This is a genomic window from Alcanivorax sp. REN37 (assembly GCF_041102775.1).
In the GTDB taxonomy this organism is placed as follows: Bacteria; Pseudomonadota; Gammaproteobacteria; order Pseudomonadales; family Alcanivoracaceae; genus Isoalcanivorax; species Isoalcanivorax beigongshangi.
On the sequence record NZ_JBGCUO010000001.1, the window covers coordinates 1,337,824 to 1,357,945 of the forward strand.

Annotated in this window: 17 protein-coding genes and 2 tRNA genes; 14 read left to right on the plus strand and 5 right to left on the minus strand. The window is 62.8% G+C overall.

Annotated features, from left to right (window positions below):
- Positions 1-69: 69 nt before the first annotated feature.
- The 5 genes from AB5I84_RS05980 (at position 70) to AB5I84_RS06000 (ending at position 7,394) form a co-directional block, all read left to right on the plus strand.
- Complete coding sequence (locus tag AB5I84_RS05980) at positions 70-1,608, plus strand: MFS transporter (RefSeq protein ID WP_369454947.1); 1,539 nt, start codon at positions 70-72, stop codon at positions 1,606-1,608.
- Positions 1,609-1,833: 225 nt separating this feature from the next.
- Positions 1,834-2,748, plus strand: coding sequence for a sulfate adenylyltransferase subunit CysD (gene cysD / locus AB5I84_RS05985; protein ID WP_369454948.1), 915 nt, complete (start codon positions 1,834-1,836; stop codon positions 2,746-2,748).
- A gap of 75 nt (positions 2,749-2,823) precedes the next feature.
- A complete protein-coding gene (cysN, locus tag AB5I84_RS05990) occupies positions 2,824-4,488 on the plus strand; it encodes a sulfate adenylyltransferase subunit CysN (protein WP_369454949.1) in 1,665 nt (554 codons plus the stop codon).
- Between the two features lie 243 nt (positions 4,489-4,731).
- Positions 4,732-6,660, plus strand: a complete 1,929-nt coding sequence (locus AB5I84_RS05995) for a polysaccharide biosynthesis protein (protein WP_369454950.1) — start codon at positions 4,732-4,734, stop codon at positions 6,658-6,660.
- A 68-nt stretch (positions 6,661-6,728) separates the two neighbouring features.
- On the plus strand, positions 6,729-7,394 hold the full coding sequence (locus tag AB5I84_RS06000) for a class I SAM-dependent methyltransferase (protein ID WP_369454951.1): 666 nt from the start codon (positions 6,729-6,731) through the stop codon (positions 7,392-7,394).
- A gap of 10 nt (positions 7,395-7,404) precedes the next feature.
- Here the strand turns inward: AB5I84_RS06000 and AB5I84_RS06005 are convergent, their stop codons facing one another.
- A complete protein-coding gene (locus tag AB5I84_RS06005; RefSeq protein WP_369454952.1) occupies positions 7,405-7,599 on the minus strand; it encodes a hypothetical protein in 195 nt (64 codons plus the stop codon).
- A 473-nt stretch (positions 7,600-8,072) separates the two neighbouring features.
- Positions 8,073-8,735, minus strand: coding sequence for an epoxyqueuosine reductase QueH (locus AB5I84_RS06010; protein WP_369454953.1), 663 nt, complete (start codon positions 8,733-8,735; stop codon positions 8,073-8,075).
- 382 nt (positions 8,736-9,117) lie between these two features.
- Between AB5I84_RS06010 and AB5I84_RS06015 the strand changes: the two genes are divergently transcribed.
- The 4 genes from AB5I84_RS06015 to AB5I84_RS06030 all read left to right on the plus strand — a co-directional run bounded on the left by AB5I84_RS06015 (position 9,118) and on the right by AB5I84_RS06030 (position 12,663).
- Complete coding sequence (locus AB5I84_RS06015) at positions 9,118-9,726, plus strand: biliverdin-producing heme oxygenase (protein WP_369454954.1); 609 nt, start codon at positions 9,118-9,120, stop codon at positions 9,724-9,726.
- Positions 9,727-9,947: 221 nt separating this feature from the next.
- Positions 9,948-10,814 carry a heme/hemin ABC transporter substrate-binding protein gene (locus AB5I84_RS06020; RefSeq protein WP_369454955.1) on the plus strand — a complete coding sequence of 289 codons (867 nt, stop codon included), beginning with the start codon at positions 9,948-9,950 and terminating at the stop codon, positions 10,812-10,814.
- Positions 10,811-11,839: a FecCD family ABC transporter permease gene (locus AB5I84_RS06025; protein WP_369454956.1), complete on the plus strand. Its 1,029-nt coding sequence runs from the start codon at positions 10,811-10,813 to the stop codon at positions 11,837-11,839. The genes AB5I84_RS06020 and AB5I84_RS06025 overlap by 4 nt, the downstream gene beginning before the upstream one ends.
- An 8-nt stretch (positions 11,840-11,847) precedes the next feature.
- Positions 11,848-12,663 (plus strand): heme ABC transporter ATP-binding protein, encoded by an 816-nt coding sequence (locus AB5I84_RS06030; RefSeq protein ID WP_369454957.1) that lies wholly within the window; start codon positions 11,848-11,850, stop codon positions 12,661-12,663.
- A 244-nt stretch (positions 12,664-12,907) separates the two neighbouring features.
- On the opposite strand, the gene AB5I84_RS06035 is transcribed toward AB5I84_RS06030, so the two are convergent.
- Together AB5I84_RS06035 and AB5I84_RS06040 are read right to left on the minus strand one after the other, a co-directional pair.
- Positions 12,908-12,983: transfer RNA gene (locus AB5I84_RS06035), tRNA-Asn, on the minus strand.
- Positions 12,984-13,052: 69 nt separating this feature from the next.
- Positions 13,053-14,237 carry a pyridoxal phosphate-dependent aminotransferase gene (locus AB5I84_RS06040; RefSeq protein WP_369454958.1) on the minus strand — a complete coding sequence of 395 codons (1,185 nt, stop codon included), beginning with the start codon at positions 14,235-14,237 and terminating at the stop codon, positions 13,053-13,055.
- Positions 14,238-14,326: 89 nt separating this feature from the next.
- On the opposite strand from AB5I84_RS06040, the gene uvrB reads away from it, so the two are divergent.
- Together uvrB and AB5I84_RS06050 are read left to right on the plus strand one after the other, a co-directional pair.
- Positions 14,327-16,384, plus strand: coding sequence for an excinuclease ABC subunit UvrB (gene uvrB / locus AB5I84_RS06045; protein ID WP_369454959.1), 2,058 nt, complete (start codon positions 14,327-14,329; stop codon positions 16,382-16,384).
- 55 nt (positions 16,385-16,439) lie between these two features.
- Positions 16,440-16,516, plus strand: a tRNA-Val gene (locus AB5I84_RS06050).
- 55 nt (positions 16,517-16,571) lie between these two features.
- On the opposite strand, the gene AB5I84_RS06055 is transcribed toward AB5I84_RS06050, so the two are convergent.
- Positions 16,572-17,636, minus strand: coding sequence for a linear amide C-N hydrolase (locus tag AB5I84_RS06055; RefSeq protein ID WP_369454960.1), 1,065 nt, complete (start codon positions 17,634-17,636; stop codon positions 16,572-16,574).
- A gap of 206 nt (positions 17,637-17,842) precedes the next feature.
- Here AB5I84_RS06055 and AB5I84_RS06060 point away from each other — a divergent pair, with 206 nt between their 5' ends.
- From AB5I84_RS06060 to AB5I84_RS06070, 3 genes are read left to right on the plus strand one after another with little or no spacing between them, the layout of a single operon-like run.
- Entirely contained in the window at positions 17,843-18,526 is a 684-nt protein-coding gene (locus AB5I84_RS06060; protein ID WP_369454961.1) for a c-type cytochrome, read from the plus strand.
- Positions 18,423-19,205: a c-type cytochrome gene (locus AB5I84_RS06065; protein ID WP_369454962.1), complete on the plus strand. Its 783-nt coding sequence runs from the start codon at positions 18,423-18,425 to the stop codon at positions 19,203-19,205. The genes AB5I84_RS06060 and AB5I84_RS06065 overlap by 104 nt, the downstream gene beginning before the upstream one ends.
- Positions 19,202-20,107 carry a c-type cytochrome gene (locus tag AB5I84_RS06070; protein WP_369454963.1) on the plus strand — a complete coding sequence of 302 codons (906 nt, stop codon included), beginning with the start codon at positions 19,202-19,204 and terminating at the stop codon, positions 20,105-20,107. The genes AB5I84_RS06065 and AB5I84_RS06070 overlap by 4 nt, the downstream gene beginning before the upstream one ends.
- Positions 20,108-20,122 lie beyond the last annotated feature (15 nt).

Sequence of the window (20,122 nt, forward strand, 5' to 3'; positions counted from 1 at the left end):
CATTCTTCGCTAGCAGCGGATTTCTGGGGCCGTTATCATTCCGGCCCGTTCCTGCCTGTTGGTGATGTCATGTCGCCCCCGTCGTCGTTGTCGCCGCCGGCCGCCGGTCGTACCGAGTGGTTGGGCCTGGCGGTGTTGGTGCTGCCCACCCTGTTGTTGTCGCTGGACCTGACGGTCCTGCATTTGGCCGTGCCGCATCTGGTGCGCGATTTGCACCCGAGCAGTAACCAACTGCTATGGATCCTCGATGTTTACGGTTTCATGGTGGCGGGCTTCCTGATCACCATGGGGGCGCTTGGCGACCGTTGGGGGCGCCGCCGGCTGTTGCTATGGGGCGCTGCCGCATTCGGCATCGCCTCGGTGCTGGCGGCGCTGTCCACCAGTGCCACCATGCTGATCATCACCCGCGCTTTGCTGGGCGTGGCGGGTGCCACGCTGATGCCGTCGACCTTGGCATTGATCCGCAACCTGTTTCACCGCGACGACCAACGTACGGTGGCGATCAGCATCTGGACCACCGGTTTTCTGGTCGGCGGCGCCATTGGCCCGTTGGTGGGCGGCGTCATCCTTGAGTTTGCCCGCTGGCAGACGGTGTTCCTGCTGGGCGTGCCGGTGATGGGGCTGTTGTTGGTGGCGGGGCCGAAGCTGCTGCCGGAGTACCGTGACCCCGACGCCGGACCGCTGGATCTGGCCAGCGCGGTACAGTGTGTGCTGGCACTGCTCGGCTGGACCTACGCGCTCAAGGAAGTGACGCGTTCCGGCTTTACCCTTGATGTGATCGGCGCCTCCTTATTGGCGGCGGCGGCCACTTTAATTTTCGTACGCCGCCAACAGCGGCTGGCGCAGCCGATGTTCGATCTGGCGCTGCTCAGCCACGGCGGCTTCCGGGTGGCGGTGGGCGGCATGATGATTTCGCTGCTGGCGATGTCCGGTGCCTGGTTGTTGGTTTATCAATACCTGCAAGGTGTGCAGCAATTGTCGCCGCTGGAAGCCGGGGTGGTAATGCTGCCGGCGGCGGTGGCGCAGGTGCTGATCACCCAATTTGTGCCGGCCATGCAGCGCCGCATCCGCCACAGCGTGCTGGTCACGGTATCGATGCTGGTGGCGGCGCTGGGCTTTGTGCTGATGGCCGGCGTTGGTCACGGCGGCGGGATCGGTTTGTTGGTGGTGGGAGCGCTGCTGATGGGCAGTGGCCTGATGCCGATGATGATTCTCGCCACCGAGCAGGTGGTGACCTCGGTGCCGCCGGAAAAAGCCGGCGTCGCCTCAGCCACCTCGGAAACGGCGGTGGAGCTGGGCATGGCGCTGGGCATCGCGGTGATGGGCAGCCTCGGCGCGCGCCTGTATCGCGATGAACTCACCGCAGCGCTGTCGTCGGTGTTGCCGGAGACGTTGTTGGCGCAGGCTGGTGAAACCCTCAGCGCCGCGCTGGAACTGGCGCCGCAGACCGCTGAGCCAGAGTTGGTAGTGGCTGCGGCAGAGGCGGCCTTCAGCCATGCACTGGCGCTCAATGCGCTGTGGGGAGCAGCACTGGTGGTGGTGGTGGCGCTGTGGTTGGGGCGGCATCACTGGCGGGCCGAAAAAGCCGCTGGCGCCAGTGTCAAATAGAATATGTGCGTCTATATTTATTTGATTTGGGAATAAGTGGCGGTTGTTTTTTATATTTAAGTAGTTGATTTATATAAAAATAGAGAAAAGTCTGCGTTTTTTTTGGTTCCATCGTGCGGGGCGGCCCAGCGGCCGCCCCTATACGCTGAAAAGCCTTTGGTTATTATCCAAACCCGGCTTTTTCCCGGGCCTTCCGGGCCCGCTTTGACGCGTAGATGGAACCTTATGGTGCTCCCCCAAGACCGCATGACCCACCTCCAAGCATTGGAGGCCGAATCCATTCACATCATCCGTGAGGTGGCCGCCGAGTTCGACCGCCCGGTGATGCTGTACTCCATTGGTAAAGACTCCTCGGTGATGCTGCATCTGGCGCGCAAAGCGTTTGCGCCGGGCAAGCCGCCGTTCCCGCTGCTGCATGTGGACACCACCTGGAAATTCCGCCAGATGATCGAATTCCGTGACCGTATGGCGGCGGAGGCGGGCATGGAGCTGCTGGTGCACAGCAACCCGGAAGGCGTGGCAGCGGGGATCAACCCGTTCGACCACGGTAGTGCCAAGTACACCGACGTGATGAAGACCCAAGCACTGAAGCAGGCGCTTAGCGAATACGGCTTCGACGCGGCGTTCGGCGGTGCCCGCCGTGACGAAGAAAAGTCGCGTGCTAAAGAGCGGGTGTATTCGTTCCGCGACCGTTTTCACCGCTGGGATCCGAAGAACCAGCGTCCGGAACTGTGGAACCTGTACAACAGCCGCATCAACAAGGGCGAGTCGATCCGTGTGTTCCCGCTGTCCAACTGGACCGAGTTGGATATTTGGCAATACATCTATCTGGAAGGCATCGACATCGTGCCGCTGTACCTGTCCGAGCAGCGCCCGGTGGTGGAGCGCGACGGCATGCTGATCATGGTCGATGACGAACGCCTGCCGCTGCGTGAAGGCGAGGTGCCGATGCAAAAGAGCGTGCGCTTCCGCACCCTTGGCTGCTACCCGTTGACCGGCGCGGTGGAATCGGAAGCCACTACTTTGCCGGACATCATCCAGGAAATGTTGGTCGCGCGAACGTCGGAACGCTCCGGCCGTGCCATCGACCACGATGAAGCCGGCTCCATGGAAAAGAAAAAGCGCGAAGGCTACTTCTGACGTCCAGCGGTCTGCCGCCCCCTTGTTTGAGTATCACCGCCGCCGGCTGCGGCGGTTGCCAGGAGCACCACCTGCATGGCCTACCAAGCCCCCCAAATCGACAACATCGAAGACTACCTGCGTCAGCACGAGAACAAGGAACTGCTGCGCTTCATTACCTGCGGCAGCGTGGACGACGGCAAGTCGACGCTGATTGGCCGGCTGCTGCACGACAGCAAGGTGGTGTTCGAAGATCAGTTGGCCGCCATCACCCGCGATAGCCAACGCCACGGCACCACCGGCGAAGAGGTGGATTTGGCGCTGCTAGTGGATGGCCTGCAATCCGAGCGTGAGCAGGGCATCACCATCGACGTGGCCTACCGTTTCTTTGCCACCGACCAGCGTAAATACATCATTGCCGATACCCCCGGCCATGAGCAGTACACCCGTAACATGGCCACCGGTGCCTCCACTGCCGATGCCGCCATCCTGCTGATCGACGCCCGCCATGGCATGCAGGTGCAGACCCGGCGCCACTCGTTCATTTGTGCGCTGCTCGGTATCCGGCATTTCATCATCGCCATCAACAAGATGGACTTGGTGGACTACGACCAGGCGCGCTTTGACGCCATTCGCGCCGAGTACGCCGCGTTTGTGGCGCCGCTCGGAGTGGCCAACATCCACTATGTACCGCTGTCCGCGTTGGCCGGCGAGAACGTTGTCCAACGCAGCACTCGTATGCCTTGGCATACCGGCCCGGCATTGCTGGAGATCCTTGACCACCTGCCGCTAAGCGATACCGATGCGCTGGAAGAGCTGCGGTTCCCGGTGCAATACGTCAACCGGCCGCACCTGGATTTCCGTGGCTATTGCGGCACCGTGGCAGCCGGCACTGTGGCGCCAGGCGATGAGATCAAGGTGTTGCCATCAGGCCAACGTTCGCGCGTGCGCAGCATTGTCACTTGGGATGGTGAGCAGCCGCAGGCACGGGCCGGGCAGGCGGTAACGCTGACGCTGCAGGATGAAATCGACATCTCCCGCGGGGACATGATCATCAGCGCACAGTCGGCAGCATCAACCGGTCACAATTTCATGGTTAATTTGGTGTGGATGCATGAAGCGCCGCTGAAACTGGGTAAAGTCTATGACTTCAAACTGGGCGCCACCTCTGGCAGCGCGCTGGTCAGCGAGGTCCTTTACCAGGTCGATGTGAACACGCTGGCGCACCAACCGGCGGACAGCTTGCCGTTGAACGGCATCGGTCTGGTGCGGTTGCAGCTCACCAGCCCGGTGGTGTGCGACCGCTATCGAGATTGCCGCGCCACCGGCAGTCTGATCCTGATTGACCGGCTCAGTAATGCCACCGTGGCGGCCGGCATGATCGATGGACCGGATGATGAAGCGGCGGCCAGTAGCAGTGCTGAACCAGTGACTGCGCAGGAACGCAGCCGCCGTCTGGGCCAGCAACCAGCCAGCGTCCATGTGCAGGGAGTACAGGCGTCGGCGCTGGCGCAGCAACTGGAGCGGGCCCTGTTTGATGCCGGGGCCTATCCGTACTTTGCTGACGCCGAGACCGCCGCCGAGCGCAGTGCCTTGAGCCGTGCAGGTGTGCTGGTGGTACATGCGACCACCACCTCGGCACCGGCCATATTGGAGATCTGCTTGCATGGCGACACTGTGGTTACGGCCGCATTGGACTCACCCGACAACGCCATATCGCAAATTTTGCAACAGCTTCACCAGCACCAGTTGCTCGGCTGAAGCGCAGCAATGGCGTCGCCCGCAAGGGTGGGCGACGTCAAATCCTGTCTGCTTCAAGGGCGGTGTCGGCCGTTCTTCTTATGGTCCGTTCATATTCCGGGCGTATCATGCTGTGCTCTGCCCGGAGTGCGGTGACAAAGACGTCAGCCGATCGAGGGGGCGCCACTTTGCGTTGGCGCCATGTCCCCTCACTCCCCGGGCCGGTTGGGTTGCGGCTTTTGCAGGGTTGCGAGGGGATAGCTGATGGAGCAGTTCGAACAGTATCACCGCTGGTTGCTGGACCTCTCACGAGGCACTAAGCGGCGGATCCTGATCGCAGGCGACGTGCTCGGCCTGATGCTGGTGTTCTTCCTGGCCTATGCGGTGCGCACCGGTGCACTGTGGCCGACTATTTCACCCTGGTGGTTGTTGCTGCTGGCACCGTTGCTGACGATGCCGGCGCTGCGCCTGATGGGCTTCTACCAAGGCATGGTGCGTTACTCCGGCCGTGATTCGGTGGTGCTGTCGCTGCTGGCAATGACGCTCGGCACCGCGCTGATGGCCGGTGTGATGGCGTTCATGGGCTGGAAGGGCGTGCCGCGCTCGGTGCTATTCATCTATTGGGCGCTGGGCTTGCTGTATCTCACCGGCAGCCGCTTGGCACTGCGTGGTTACCTCAATTGGGCCATCCATGGCCGCCGTCCGCTCACCGCAGTAGCGATCTATGGTGCCGGCTATTCTGGCATCGAGCTGATGACCGCGCTGAAGCGCGGCTACAAATTCGACCCGGTGGTGTTTGTCGACGACCGCAGCTCTTTGCACGGCTCACGCATCGAAGGCGTGCCGGTGTTGAGCCCGCAGGCCCTGTCGAGCTGGGTAGAGCGCGGTCGCGTGCGCACGGTGCTGCTGGCGATGCCCTCGGCCACCCGCGCGCAGCGGCTGCGTATCATCTCCTTCTTAGAAACGCTGCCGGTCACCGTGAAGTCGGTGCCGGCGCTGGGCGACATTGTGGCCGGGGTCGCGCGCATCGAGCAGGTGCAGGATGTGGCGATCGAAGACTTGCTCGGTCGTGATCCGGTGCCGCCTCGCGCAGAGCTACTGACCACCTGCATCACCGGCAAGAATGTGTTGGTTACCGGCGCTGGGGGTTCCATTGGCAGCGAGCTGTGCCGCCAGATCATGCAGTGCAATCCGCGCCGGCTGGTGTTGGTGGAACACAGCGAGTTCGGCCTCTATAGCATGGAGCAGGAGCTGCGCCAGATGCTCGGCGGTCGTCGCATTGAGATCGTGCCGATTCTCGGTTCGGTGGTGAACCGGGGGCTGCTGGTGGACGTTTGCCGCCAATACCGTATCCATACCCTCTATCACGCTGCGGCCTACAAGCACGTGCCGATTGTGGAGCACAACCCATCCGCCGGTGTGCGCAACAATATCCTTGGCACTTACACCGCTGCCGAAGCGGCGGACGTCGCCGGTGTCGAGCGTTTCATTCTGATTTCCACCGACAAAGCAGTGCGTCCCACCAACGTGATGGGCGCCACCAAGCGCTTCTCTGAACTGATACTGCAGGCGATGGCGGCGCGTGGTTCGGAAACGGTGTTCTCGATGGTGCGCTTTGGCAACGTGCTGGGTTCGTCCGGCTCGGTGGTGCCGCTGTTCCGCAAGCAGATCGATAAGGGTGGGCCGGTGACCGTGACCCACGCTGATGTGACGCGCTATTTCATGACCATCCCGGAAGCCTCGCAGCTGGTGATCCAGGCCGGGGCCATGGCCCGTGGCGGTGAAGTGTTTGTGCTCGACATGGGTGAGCCGGTGCGCATCTATGATCTGGCCTGCACCATGATTCGTCTGATGGGCCGCCGGGTGAAAGATGAGCGTTGCCCGGAAGGCGATATCGAAATCAAGGTCACCGGCCTGCGCCCCGGCGAGAAGCTGTACGAGGAGCTGCTGTTCAACGATGACGGGGTCGGCACTGATCACCCGATGATCATGCAGGCCCGCGAAGAGCACTTCTCCTGGGAACAAATCAGTGCGGCGCTGGACGAGTTCCGCGTGGCGTTGGACCACAATGATACGGTTGCCATGCGCGCCTTGCTGCGCCGCTTTGTGGCGGGCTATGTGCCTGGCGCGAGTGGCGAACCTATGCCGCAGCACAAGGAAGGCAGTAGCCTCGACGGCGCCGTGCTGCACTGATAAAACAGGGCTCCTTCGAGGTTTATGCAAAAGCGCCTGCGGGCGCTTTTTTGCGTTTGGGAGTTCCGATGAGCGACACCGACCACGCACATATCGCTGCTTTGGCGGCGCAGTTGCAGCATCCGCGCGGCGACCACGGCCGCAAGATCGGCGACATGATGCACGCTAGCAATCTGGGCATGACGCGCGCATGTTTCGACGCCTTGGCGCTGTCGGGCCCGGCGCGGCTGCTGGAAATTGGCCACGGCAACGGCGCCCATGTATCGGCATTGTTGGCGACCGTGGCGGGGCTGCATTACCACGGGTTGGACGTTTCCGAGCTGATGCACGACGAAGCGCGCCAGCACAATGCGGCGGCGGTGGCCGCCGGCCAGGCCCAGTTCACGCTGCAGCACGGGGACTGGCCGTTTGAGGCGCCGCAGTTCGACGCCATCATGGCGGTCAATGTGCTGTATTTTATCCAACCCCCCGAGCCGTGGCTGGCCGCGCTGAAACGCTGTTTGGTGCCCGGCGGTCGGTTGGCGCTGGCAGTGGGGTCGGCGGCGTTTATGCAGAACCTGCCCTTCACCGCCCACGGCTTCCGTCTGTATGAAGGCGAGCAAGTGGCCGACCTGTTGTCGCAGGTTGGACTGCGGGAGGTTGAGAGCCGTCGCCATCGCGAGTGGGTGCCGAGTAAGGTCGACCCGGGCGGTCAGTTAGAGCGCACCTTCGATGTGGTGGTGGGGCGTCTCTAAGCGTCCGCGCTCAACGTCGCCGGCGTGGCGGGCGCGGTTGTGCCATACGCTCAATGCGGGCCTGGATCGAATATTTCAGCACTTGCCGGTAGGGCGCTTCGGTGCCGCAACGCTGGCAGTGGATCAGGCTGTCGTCGTCCAGCTGCCACGGATAATCCAAATCACGGCTTTCGCAGTGGGGGCACAGCAGTGGCATTTTCGGCATCCGCGCTCCGGTTACGTGGTAGGGAAGCGTCGATGATCGCCGACCGCGCGAACCGTTGCGGTAAAAAAGATGCCACCGACTAACAGCGCCAGCGTTTTAGGCAGGGCTGGCGCGTTTGGGCAATGCGTCTTGTGGTGGGCCTTGGCGGGCAGGCGGCGGCGCTGGCGCGGGGTAGGGCGGGCAGCAGTGGCCGAGGCCGGTGCGGTGAGGCGGTGTCGGGCAACCGGAGTGGGCCGCGAAGGGATTGCACCGAGCAGGCGCGGTCGGCGTGGCTGCGCACCGTGGCCCATGCATGTCGCCAGCATCCACAGCGGGAAACCTTGGTGACGAGGTGGATCCAGTGCAGCAGAGGCGGAGGTCTACCCGCATGTGGCGACAGTTTCGCCCTACCACGCGGGTCATGCTGACCAGCCCGGCAAAGTTGCCGCATAGCGGGATGGTACTGCAAAGCCAGCAGCGTCCACCGTCGCAGTTCAGCTCCGAGCGGTTCCGTCGTCGTCCATGCCGTAATACTGCACACCGATCTTGATCCGCTCCCGGCCTTGGGCGCGGCGGTGGCGGTTGGTGTCACGCAATGAGTAAACGCAGCCGCAATACTCCTGCTGGTAAAACTGCTCGCGTTTACTGATTTCGATCATGCGGCTGGCGCCGCCCTGTTTGCGCCAGTTGTAATCCCAATACACCAACTCCGGATAGGGCGCTGCCGCCCGGTGGCCGCAGTCGTTAATCTGCGCCATGTTCTTCCAGCGGGAAATCCCCAGCGAACTGCTGATGACCTTGAAGCCATGTTCATAGGCGTACAACGCGGTGCGCTCAAAACGCATGTCAAAGCACATGGTGCAACGGATGCCGCGTTCGGGCTCGTTCTCCATGCCCCGGGCGCGCTCGAACCAGTTGTCGGTGTCGTAGTCGGCGTCAATGAATTCGATACCGTGCTGCTCGGCAAAGCGAATGTTCTCATCCTTGCGCAGCAGGTACTCCTTCACCGGGTGGATATTGGGGTTGTAGAAGAAAATGCTGTAATCGATGCCAGACGCGGTGAGCGCTTCCATTACTTCGCCGGAGCAGGGGGCGCAGCAGGAATGCAGCAGCAGGCGGTCATGGCCTTGGGGGAGGCTCAGGGCATCACGTTCCATGTTCGCCTCCGGCGCAGGTTCAGGACGAACGCCAGTGTAACCATCACTCCGCTGCAGGTGCAGTTTAGTGCCTAAAAAAGCGTCCGATTTCTGCCAGGCAACGCCGGCGACTGAGCGGAGTGCCGCTGTAAGTGGTAGGCAGCGAACCGCTTTAGGGCCGTTGTTCCAGCACCTACATGGCTGCGAGGCAGGTTCAGCGGCGGCATTTGCTCCGTTTCGATGGCATTGCTGCGCACGGGCGGCACAAAAAAATAAGCTGAATTCGCTAAAAAGTAAGACAAATCCGGTTCTCGTTCGTCTCTATAGGACAGGCGTGGTTTTCTCCGCCGCTTTGCGGCCGGTCAGAAGTCACGGTTTGATCCACTCAACAGGACTAGCGAGCATGTCGAACACCCCTCTCTCCGAATTCTTCAAAGACGGCACCCGCGCGCAACACGAGCTGCTGGACACGCGCATCATGGCGCTGTCCCCGTTTGCAGACCGTGAGCGCTATGCACTGTTCGTGCGTACCCAGGCGCGCCTGCAGCGGGTGGCGTCGCCGCTGTTTCAATCCGAGCAGCTGGGCCAATGGCTGCCGGACCTTGCCGGTCGTGACCGGCTGGCTGCGGTGCTGGCCGACTGTGCCGACCTTGGGGTGACCGCGGAGGCGTTGGAGGAAGACCGCCTCGCCACTGCTGGCGTCAGTGTCAGCGACGATTACGCTGCGCTCGGCTGGCTCTACACCGTGGAAGGCTCCAATCTCGGTGCCGCGTTCTTGCTCAAACATGCCAAGAGCCAACTGGAGTTGTCCGAGACCTTCGGGGCTCGCCATCTGGCTGGCCACGATGACGGTCGCGGCCTGCACTGGCGCCGTTTCAAAGACACCATGGATGGTCTGGAGCTGAGCGCAGAACAGCGTCAGCGAGCGCTGCAAGGCGCACTGGATGCCTTCATGCTCGCCCGTGAAGGGGTTGAGGCGCTGCTGGCCGGCGTGGCAGCCGAGGCAGTCTGAGTTTTGCCCTGCGGCGCCGGCTGACCAGTGTGCGCAGGGTGCTGGTTTTGGCGGCGTGTGTGGTAGCCAGCGTAGGTCCAAGCACACCCGGCGGGGCGCTTCCGCGCCGCCAATCTCATCCTTTCGAGATCGTCGCCAGCGGCTGCAAAGTGCAGGCGACGTCGATTTAATAATCGCTAATGGTTATCATTACTGTTTTTAAACCCTGACTGGTGATGCACGTGTCTGAAGCGATAGGGCGGCTGCGGGCCGTAGGTAGGAGGGCGCTGCTGGGCGCGGGGTTGGCGCTGGCGCTGAGCGCGGGCGTGGCCCAGTCGGCGCCGGAGCGGGTGGTGGTGGCCGGTGGCGAAATCACCGAGATTGTCTACGCCCTCGGTGCTGAGCAGCGGTTGGTGGGCGTTGACGCCACCAGCAACTATCCGCCCGCTGCGGCGGCGTTGCCGCAGATCGGCTATGTGCGCGCGCTGCCGGTGGAAGGCGTGATCAGCTTGCGACCGGATCTGCTGCTGCTGACCGAAGAGGCCGGCCCACCGCAGGCGGTGGCACAGTTATCAGCCTTGCTGCGCATGGAAACCATTGACGCACGCTGGAGCCGCGAAGGGCTGCTGGCGCGGGTGGCGAGTGTCGGCAAAGTGCTGGACATCGAACCGCGCGCCGCGGCGCTAACAGCATCATTGACCCAGCGCTTCGCCGCTGTGGACCAGCGCCTGCCGCTGGCAACGCCACCGCGCACCTTGTTCCTGCTCACTGATGGCCGGCGCGGAACCCAGATCGGGGGCCGTGGCACTCAGGCGCAGGCGTTACTGGACGATCTCGGCCTGTCCAATGTCACTGAGGGGGCCGGTTTCAAACCGATGAGCCCGGAAGCATTGATCGCGCTGGATCCTGAGTTGATCGTCGTAGCCGAAACCGTGCCTGGCAGTTTCCGCCGCAGTGACTGGCCGCTGCTGGAGCAAACTCGCGCCGCCAAGTCCGGGCGAGTGCTGGTGGCCGATGCCATGTTATTGCTGGGCTTTGGTCCACGCATGCCGGAAGCGCTCCACCAAGTGCTGGATGCGGCACAAGGCCAGGGCGCAGCGGCACAATGACCGCTGATCCGCGGCGCTGGCCGGTGGCGCCAAGTTTGTGCGCCTTGATGTTGTTGTTGGTGGTGGCCATGGCCGCAGCGCTGATGACCGGGCCGATGGCGGTGTCGCTCGGCCAGCTTTGGCAGGGGGTGTCGGGCGGCAACACCGACCCCGGCTATCTGGTGATCCGTGATCTGCGGTTGCCGCGAGTGGTGATGGGCGCCTTGGTCGGCGGCGCCTTGGCCGCCACCGGCGCAGTGCTGCAAGGGTTGTTCCGCAACCCGCTGGCCGATCCCGGGCTGATTGGCATTTCTGCTGGAGCGGCGTTGGGAGCGGTGACGGTGATCGTGCTCGGCGCCAGTATCGCCACGGCGTTTCAGGTGCAGTTGCCGACCCAGGCGATCCCGGTGGCTGCCTTCACCGGTGCGCTGATCACCACTTGGGCGGTGTGGCGAGTGGCCAGCCGCGGCGGCGTCACCCAAGTGTCGATGCTGCTATTGGCCGGCATTGCCATCGGCGCTATTGCCATGGCGCTCACCGGATTGCTGACTTTTCTCGCTGACGACCAGCAACTGCGCTCGCTGACGTTCTGGAGCATGGGCAGTTTGGCCCACAGTCGCTGGCAGGACGTGGCGTTGGCGGCGCCCTGGTTGCTGGCCAGCATTCTGCTGTTGCCACTGCTGGCGCGACCGCTCAATGCCCTAATCCTTGGTGAAGAGGCTGCCGCGCACATGGGCTTTTCGGTGGTGTGGGTGAAGCGTGCGGTGATTGTGTTGAGTGCATTGTCGGTGGGCGCGGCGGTGGCGGCCGCCGGGCAAGTCAGTTTCATCGGGCTGGTGGCGCCGCATCTGGTGCGCCTACTACTGGGCGTTGATCACCGTTGGTTGATTCCCGGTGCCGCCGCCATGGGCGCATTGCTGATGGTGTTTGCCGATGTGCTGGCGCGCACCCTGGTGGTGCCCGCGGAACTGCCAATCGGCTTGGTGATGGCGCTGCTGGGCGGTCCGTTTTTCCTTTACCTGCTGCTGCGGCAGCGGCCGTTGTGAGCAGAGCCATGACTGCGCCCCTTTTGGATATCCGTAATCTGTCGCTGAGTGTCGGTGACAAACAGCTGCTGCGCGACATCGACTTTTCCGTCAACGCGGGGGAGTGCTTGGCACTGCTGGGCCCCAACGGCGCCGGCAAGTCCACCTTGCTCCATGCGTTGTCTGGCGGCGCGAGCACTGTGCGTGACCGGATCTGGCTGCGTGGCCGCTCGCTGGCGCAGTGGTCCGGAGCCGAATTGGCCCGTTTCCGCGCGGTGATGTCGCAACACACCACGGTGGCGTTTCCGATCCGGGTCGACGAAGTGGTAGCGCTGGGGCTGCCGGGTCGTCGCGGCGGCAATGTGCGCGATCCGCTGGTGGCTAGCTTGCTGGAGTGGCTGGAAGTGGCGCACCTGCGCAGCCGTGCTTATCCGTCGTTGTCCGGTGGTGAACAGCAGCGGGTGCAATTAGCGCGGGTGTTGGCGCAGCTTTGGGACGCCAGCGGCCCGCGTCTGTTGTTGCTGGATGAAAGCACCTCGGCGCTGGACCCCGCCCAGCAATATCTGACGGTAGAAAAGTTGGCGTCATTGGCTGCCACTGGCGATTGGTCGGTGGTGCTGGTGTGCCACGATCTGTCACTGGCCAGCAGCTTTGCTTCGCGGGTGCTGATGTTGCAGCAGGGCAGGTTGGTGGCGGACGGTTCGCCGGATACGGTGCTCACCGCGCAGCGGTTGGCGCAGGTGTATGGACTGGATTGCTGCCGCTTGCCGCTGGAGGGCCGTTCGTCGCTGCACATTAAAGGCGCTCTGCGGCGCGCTCCGGCGCCGCCGGGATCAATGCCTTAGGACGTAGCACGCCAAGGCTGATTGAGGCGCCAGTAGCTGCTGGAGGCGTGTGCGAAGTTGTTGCCAAGCGGGGAGCGAAGACGACTCGGCCGGCAGCATAGATTGGGGAAAACACTGCGCTTGGCCACAGCAAAAAATCCTGAAACGCAGACACAAAAAAGCCCGATCAAAATCGGGCTTTTTTGTTGGCTTGTGGTCGGACCAGCAGAGCCGTTGCTCTACATTTCCGAGTGCTTGCCATATTTGGCTCCGCCTGCTGGGCTCGAACCAGCGACCCACTGATTAACAGTCAGTTGCTCTACCGACTGAGCTAAGGCGGAATGTCGGGAACGGCGCGTATGTTATTGAGCGCACCGGGGTTCGTCAACACCCCGATGCGCGTTTGCTGCTTATTTCGACAAAGCGTTGCTAATACGCTCAATTGCCGCCTTCAGCGTATCCATGCTGACGGCAAACGACAGACGCAGACAGCCTTCTGCCCCGAACGCAGAGCCCGGCACCAACGCCACGCCGAACTCGAGCAGACGCTCCGCCAAGGCAATGTCGTTTTCCAGGCCCAGATCAGCGATGGCCTGGCGGAAGTCCGGGAACACGTAGAAGGTGCCGTCGCCCTCAGCGCAGGTCACGCCGGGCAGGGCGTTCAGCGCAGCAACCAAGTAGTCGTGGCGCTCTTTGAACGCCTTGACCATGTGGCCCACGCATTCTTGCGGGCCGTTCAGTGCTGCTTGAGCCGCTTCCTGGCTCACCGAGGACGGGTTCGAGGTGCTCTGGCTCTGCACCTTGTTCATCGCCTTGATCAGCTTGGCCGGGCCACCGGCGTAGCCGATGCGCCAGCCGGTCATGGCGTAGGCCTTGGATACACCGTTGAGCACGATGGTGCGGTCAAACAGGTCCGGGCAGGCGTTGAGGATGTTTACGAACGGCTGGCCGGTCCACAGGATGTGCTCGTACATGTCGTCGGTGGCGATCAGGATCTGCGGGTGCTTGCGCAGTACGTCGCCCAGCGCGGCCAGTTCGTCTTTGGTGTAGGCCATGCCAGACGGGTTGGACGGGCTGTTGATCACAAACAGACGGGTCTTATCGGTGATGGCCGCTTCCAACTGCGCCGGGGTGATCTTAAAGCGCGCGCTGACGTCGGTTTCGATCACTACCGGCTTAGCGCCGGCTACCAGCACCATGTCCGGGTAGGACACCCAGTAGGGCGCCGGGATGATCACTTCATCGCCGTTGTTCAGGTAAGCCAGGGCGAGGTTGAAGAAGCTCTGTTTGCCGCCGCTGGACACCAGAATCTGTGACGGCTCGTAGGTCAGGCCGTTTTCACGCTGGAATTTGCCGATGATGGCTTTCTTCAGACCCGGAGTGCCGTCCACTGCGGTATAGCGGGTTTTACCCGCGCTGATCGCTTCGATCCCGGCTTCTTTGATATGATCCGGCGTGTCGAAATCAGGCTCACCAACGCCAAGACCGATAATGTCCTTGCCCTGAGCGCGCAGTTCTGCGGCGCGGGAAGTCACGGCCAAGGTGGGGGAGGGCTTGATACGTTGAACACGGTCGGAAAGCTGCAGTTCGGACATGCACTCCTCGTCTTTCGAGTAGAGGTGAAATGGGTGCGCTGGGCGCACGCGGGCGGCCGATATGGTATCGGATTCGAGGTCGCGGCGAAATGGCATCCACCCCGCAGGAAGACAGACAACGGCACCGGGAAACCCCGGGCGAATTCATCCTGCGGGCGGACTACGCACCGGCTGGCGACCAGCCCACTGCCATCGCCGGGCTGGTGGAAGGCATCGAGGATGGTCTCGCCCACCAGACCCTGCTCGGCGTAACCGGCTCCGGTAAGACCTTCACCATCGCCAACGTCATTCAGCAGCTGCAGCGGCCCACCATAGTGATGGCGCCGAACAAGACTCTGGCTGCCCAGCTGTACGCCGAATTCCGCGAGTTCTTTCCGCACAATGCGGTGGAATATTTCGTTTCCTACTACGACTACTACCAGCCGGAAGCCTATGTGCCGTCGTCGGACACCTTCATCGAGAAGGATGCCGCCATCAACGAGCACATCGAGCAGATGCGGCTGTCCGCCACCAAGGCGCTGATGGAACGCCGCGATACCATTATCGTGGCGTCGGTGTCGGCCATTTACGGCCTTGGCGACCCGGACAGCTACATGTCGATGCTGCTGCATGTCGTGCGCGGCGACCGCATCGACCAGCGTGCGCTGCTACGGCGCTTGGCGGAGTTGCAGTACACCCGTAATGAAATGGATTTCCGCCGCGCTACCTACCGGGTGCGCGGCGACGTGATCGATATTTTTCCCGCCGATGAGGACCGCGAGGCGGTGCGGCTGGAACTGTTCGATGACGAAGTAGAGAACATTGCCATCTTTGATCCGCTCACCGGCGAAATTCTGCGCAAAGTGGCGCGCATCAGCATCTACCCCAAAAGCCATTACGTGACACCGCGCGAGGTGGTGTTGGCCGCCATTGAGCGCATCAAGGATGAGCTGGCCGATCGGCTCAAACAGCTGCGCGATCACAACAAACTGGTGGAAGCTCAGCGCCTAGAGCAGCGCACCCGGTTCGATATCGAGATGCTGCAGGAGCTGGGTTACTGCAACGGCGTCGAGAACTACTCGCGCCTGTTCACTGACCGCGAGCCGGGTGCACCGCCGCCGACGTTGTTTGATTACTTGCCGAAGGACGCGTTGCTGGTGCTGGATGAATCCCACGTCACCGTGCCGCAGATTGGCGCCATGTACAAAGGTGACCGCTCACGCAAGGAAACGCTGGTGGAGTACGGCTTCCGGCTGCCGTCGGCGCTGGACAACCGGCCGCTGAAGTTCGAAGAGTGGGAAGCGCTGGCGCCGCAGATGATCTTTGTCTCCGCCACCCCGGGCCCTTACGAGCATGAACACGCCGGTCAGGTGGTGGAGCAAGTGGTGCGCCCCACCGGTCTGCTTGACCCGTTGGTGGAGGTGCGCCCGGCGCTGACCCAGGTGGATGACGTACTAGGTGAGATCCGCACCACAGTGGCCCGCAACGAACGGGTGCTGATCACCGTGCTGACCAAGCGCATGGCGGAAGACCTCACCGAGTTCCTTCAAGAGCACGATGTGCGCGTGCGTTACCTGCATTCCGATGTGGATACCGTGGAGCGGGTGGAGCTGATTCGCGACCTACGGCTGGGCAAGTTCGACGTCATGGTGGGCATCAACCTGCTGCGCGAAGGGCTGGATATGCCGGAGGTGTCGTTGGTGGCGATCTTCGATGCCGACAAGGAAGGCTTCCTGCGCGCTGAGCGCTCACTGATTCAGACCATGGGCCGTGCGGCGCGTAACCTGCGTGGCCGCGCGGTGTTGTACGCCGACCGCATCACCGGCTCGATGGAGCGGGCGATGGAGGAAACCGCGCGCCGCCGTGAGAAGCAGGAGGCGTTCAACGCCGAACATGGCATTACGCCGCAGGCGCTCAACAAGCAGATCCGCGACATTCTCGAAGACAGCTACACAAGCGGTGCCGGCGGTAAGCACGCCAAAGGCCGCGGCCGCCGCAGCGAGGACGCGGCAGCGCCGATGCCGGCCGATCCGGCGGCCGCCACCAAGGAGATTGCGGTACTGGAGGCACGGATGCTGGAGCACGCGCGCAATCTGGAATTCGAGGACGCCGCGGCGGTGCGCGACCGCATCCAGCAGCTGCGTGAACTGTCGTTCATGGCTGGCTGATGGGAAATGCTTGTCAACGACCGGCGGGATGTCTATTATCGCCGGCCTTGATTGAAGGCACGTAGCTCAGTTGGTTAGAGCACCACCTTGACATGGTGGGGGTCGGTGGTTCGAGTCCACTCGTGCCTACCACATTCCTTCAACAAAAAGGCCCGGCATCTGCCGGGCCTTTTTGTTTTCCGCCGTATTACAGACCGGCGAACTCGAACGGCCGTGTGACCTTGAACTGTTTCGACACTTCGCCGGCAAACACCCGCGCCTGATCTTCACCCAACTCCAGCTTGCGCACTTTGCCGCTGCGTTCGGAGAAGTCGAGTTTGTTCAGGTCTACCCAGAACAGGTTCGGTGACACCGCCGACTCGAAGAAGTACAGCTGCCGTTGATGGTCCACCACCGTGCGCCAGCGGGTGGAGGAGATATTTGGCTGCTCATCGGTGTTCAAGCCAAACGGCACGGACACGTTGCGGATCACGCTGAACACGCTGGCCAGGGTGTGCTCTGGCGAGGCGTCCTTGGGAATTGCGTTGATGTAGAACGACGCCCGTGCGAAGCGGTCGGCGGCGCGGTTGGTGCCCGGCAGCATCACGGTGCCGCCGATCTGCTGCCAGTAGTCATCCAGTGCCAGCTGTTTTTCGAAAGTCGGCGAGTTGGTCATTACTTGGTAGCTGCGGTCGTGATGAATCACCTGCTTGCCATCGATGTATTCGATGATGGCGTTGTCACCGCTGGCGTCGGACAGCGACAGATGCAGCGTGGCGAGGCGGGTTTCCCCTGGTACTTCGGCGGTCACCAGCGTGAACGGCTCTTGTTTCAAGGCGTTCACCGCTTCCTCCACGCTGGCGAAGTTGTCCAGCACAAATTGCGCCCAAGCGGCGATGGACAAGCCCGGCGTGCTGCCGTCGTAGGCCGGATACTCCGACTCCACCAGCCACAGGATATTGGCGGCTAGGCCTTTTTCGTTGACGCCGTCGGTGGTGGAGATGTCGTAGCCGGTGGCCACCACACTGCCGTAGCGCGAAGTCCATTTGATCGAGTTCGGGCCGGCTTGGCCGCTGCGCTCCATGCCGCGCGGGAACGCCCACAGGTTGGTGCCGACATCCAGCTTCCAGTCCATCGAACGGGCGGTCAGTACCTGGCCTTGTTGGCCTTGATATACCACCCGGGTGCAAGCGTAACTGACCGACGTGGCCAGCAGGGTCAGCGACAGGGCGGCGGTCAACGGCCGAACCCAACGAGAAACGAGAGGGTGCATTGGTGCTCTCCATGGCGGCAAGAAAACAGCCCCCATCATCCCCCCGGTACCCGCGTTTGCAAACCCGTGGCCCGGCAGGTCCAGTGGTTTTTTCCGGCCTGCTCTTGATACATGTCAGACCGCTGTTCGGTAGGCCGGGGATGATGGGCATATCGATATGCCGTGTTGCAATAACGGGCGCGGCGGAAATGCCCGGGGAGGGAAAAATGAAGCGAATCGGAAGGCGCCGCCTGCTGCAAGGGGTGGCGGTGGGTGCCGTGCTTGGAGCGGTGGTGATCGCCAGCTGCATGGTGCTGCCGCGCTGGGCGGTGCCCTATCGTGACACCGCCGCGGTGGACATCCGCGATCCGCAGCTGATCGAGCGCGGCCGTTATGTGGCGCGGCTGGGGGATTGTGCCGCCTGTCACAGTGCGCCGGGCGGGCAACCCTATGCTGGGGGGCGGGGGCTGCAGACGCCGGTCGGCACTATTTATTCCACCAATATCACCCCGGACCCGGACACCGGCATCGGTGCCTACCGCTATGGCGATTTCGAGCGCGCAGTGCGTCGCGGCGTGCGGCCGGATCATCAAGTCCTGTTCCCGGCGATGCCGTATCCGTCGTACCAGATCGTGTCGGATGCCGACATGCAGGCACTTTACGCCTACTTCATGACGGCGGTGGCCCCGGTGCGACAAGAAAACCCGCCCACTACCATGCCGTGGCCGTTAAGTCTGCGCTGGCCGCAAGCGGCCTGGCAGCTGCTGTTTGTGCCGAGTCGGGCACCCTGGTCAGAGCCGCAAGCCAATGCTGATCCGGTCAGTCGGGGCCTATCTGGTGGAAGGGCTGGGCCATTGCGGTGCCTGCCACACCCCGCGCGGTATTGGTTTCCAGGAACAATCGCTGCATGACAGTGATGATGGCCGCTATCTGTCAGGCTCTGCGGTCGAGGGTTGGTTTGCCAAGAACCTGCGCAATGAAGGGCTCGGGCTGGCCACCTGGAGTGAGGCGGAAATTGTCGAATTCCTGCGCACCGGCCGCACCGATCGGGTGGCGGTGTTCGGTGCCATGGCGGACGTGGTGGCGCACAGTTCGCGCTATATGAGCGTCGATGATCTGAGCGCCATTGCGGCGTATCTCAAGCAACTGGCGCCGCAGCCTGGCGGCCGGGGCGCTTGGCAGCGTGGCGAAGACCTGACCACGGCGGCGCTGCGCAGCGGCACGGACACCTCGCCGGGCGCGCTGCTATACGTGGAGCAATGCAGCCTCTGTCATCGTCTGGACGGGCAGGGCGCGCCGCGTATCTTCCCAAGCTTGGCCGGCAATTCCATCGTATTTGCCGAAGATGCTCGCTCCTTGATCCAAGTGACGCTGGCCGGTGACCGCATGCCACTGACCGACGCTGACCGCATGGCGTTCGCAATGCCGGCGTTCGACCACCTCAGCGACGGCGAACTGGCCCAGGTGCTCAGTTATGTGCGCGCCGGGTGGGGCAACAATGCGGGTCCGGTATCGGAATGGGATATCCGCCGCATGCGCGCAGAGTTGGCCCACAAACCTACCCATCATGTGCCGGAGGTGACGCCATGAAGCGCCTGTTGATTCCTGTGGTGGTGCTAGCGCTGGCGGCAGTGCTGGGGGTACTTGGTTGGCAGTGGTCTGCACTCGGCTACGCGGTGCCTGTGCGGGTGGCCCAGCAGTACCCGCTGCACGCGGCGGATGGTGCCGTACTGGGCCGTTATCGGGTGCCAGCGGATACCGCCATTGTGCAGCAGCCGAATGCCGAGCAGATCCTGTATGGCAAGCGACTGCTGAACGAGACCGCACGTTTACTGCCCGACAATGTTGGCAGCGGCCTCAATTGCAACAGCTGCCACATGGCGCAAGGGCGGTTGCGTTACGGTGCTAACTATTTCAACACCGCTCAGCGTTATCCGCGGGTGATGCCACGGGCCGGTCGCGAGGTGGACTTGGCCGGGCGCATCAACGGCTGCTTCCAGCGCTCCATGAACGGCACCCCGCTGCCGGTGGACAGCGAAGAAATGGCGGCGATGCAAGCCTACTACCGCTGGTTGGCACCGGCCCAAGCCGGAGTGGTGCAGGCACCAGGAGAGGCCGCATTTGATACCGCGTTGGTGGGCAATGCCCAGCGTGGGCAGGTGGTCTATGCCGGCCAGTGCGCCAGTTGCCATGGTGACCAGGGGCAAGGCATGAAGGACCAGTTCGGCGATTACATCTTCCCGCCGCTGTGGGGGCCCGACTCGTTCAACATCGGCGCCGGCATGGCGCGGGTGTACAAAGCGGCCACCTTTGTGCAGCACAACATGCCGATGGGCACCGGGCTGCACGTGCCGCTGGGTCAGGGCGGTGTGCTCAGCGCCCAAGAGGCGGTGGATGTGGCGCAGTTCTTCACCCACCAGCCGCGCCCGGACTTCGCCGGTAAAGACGGCGACTGGCCACACGGCAATAAACCGGTGGACGCCCGCTACTGACGGGCGCTTTTCAGG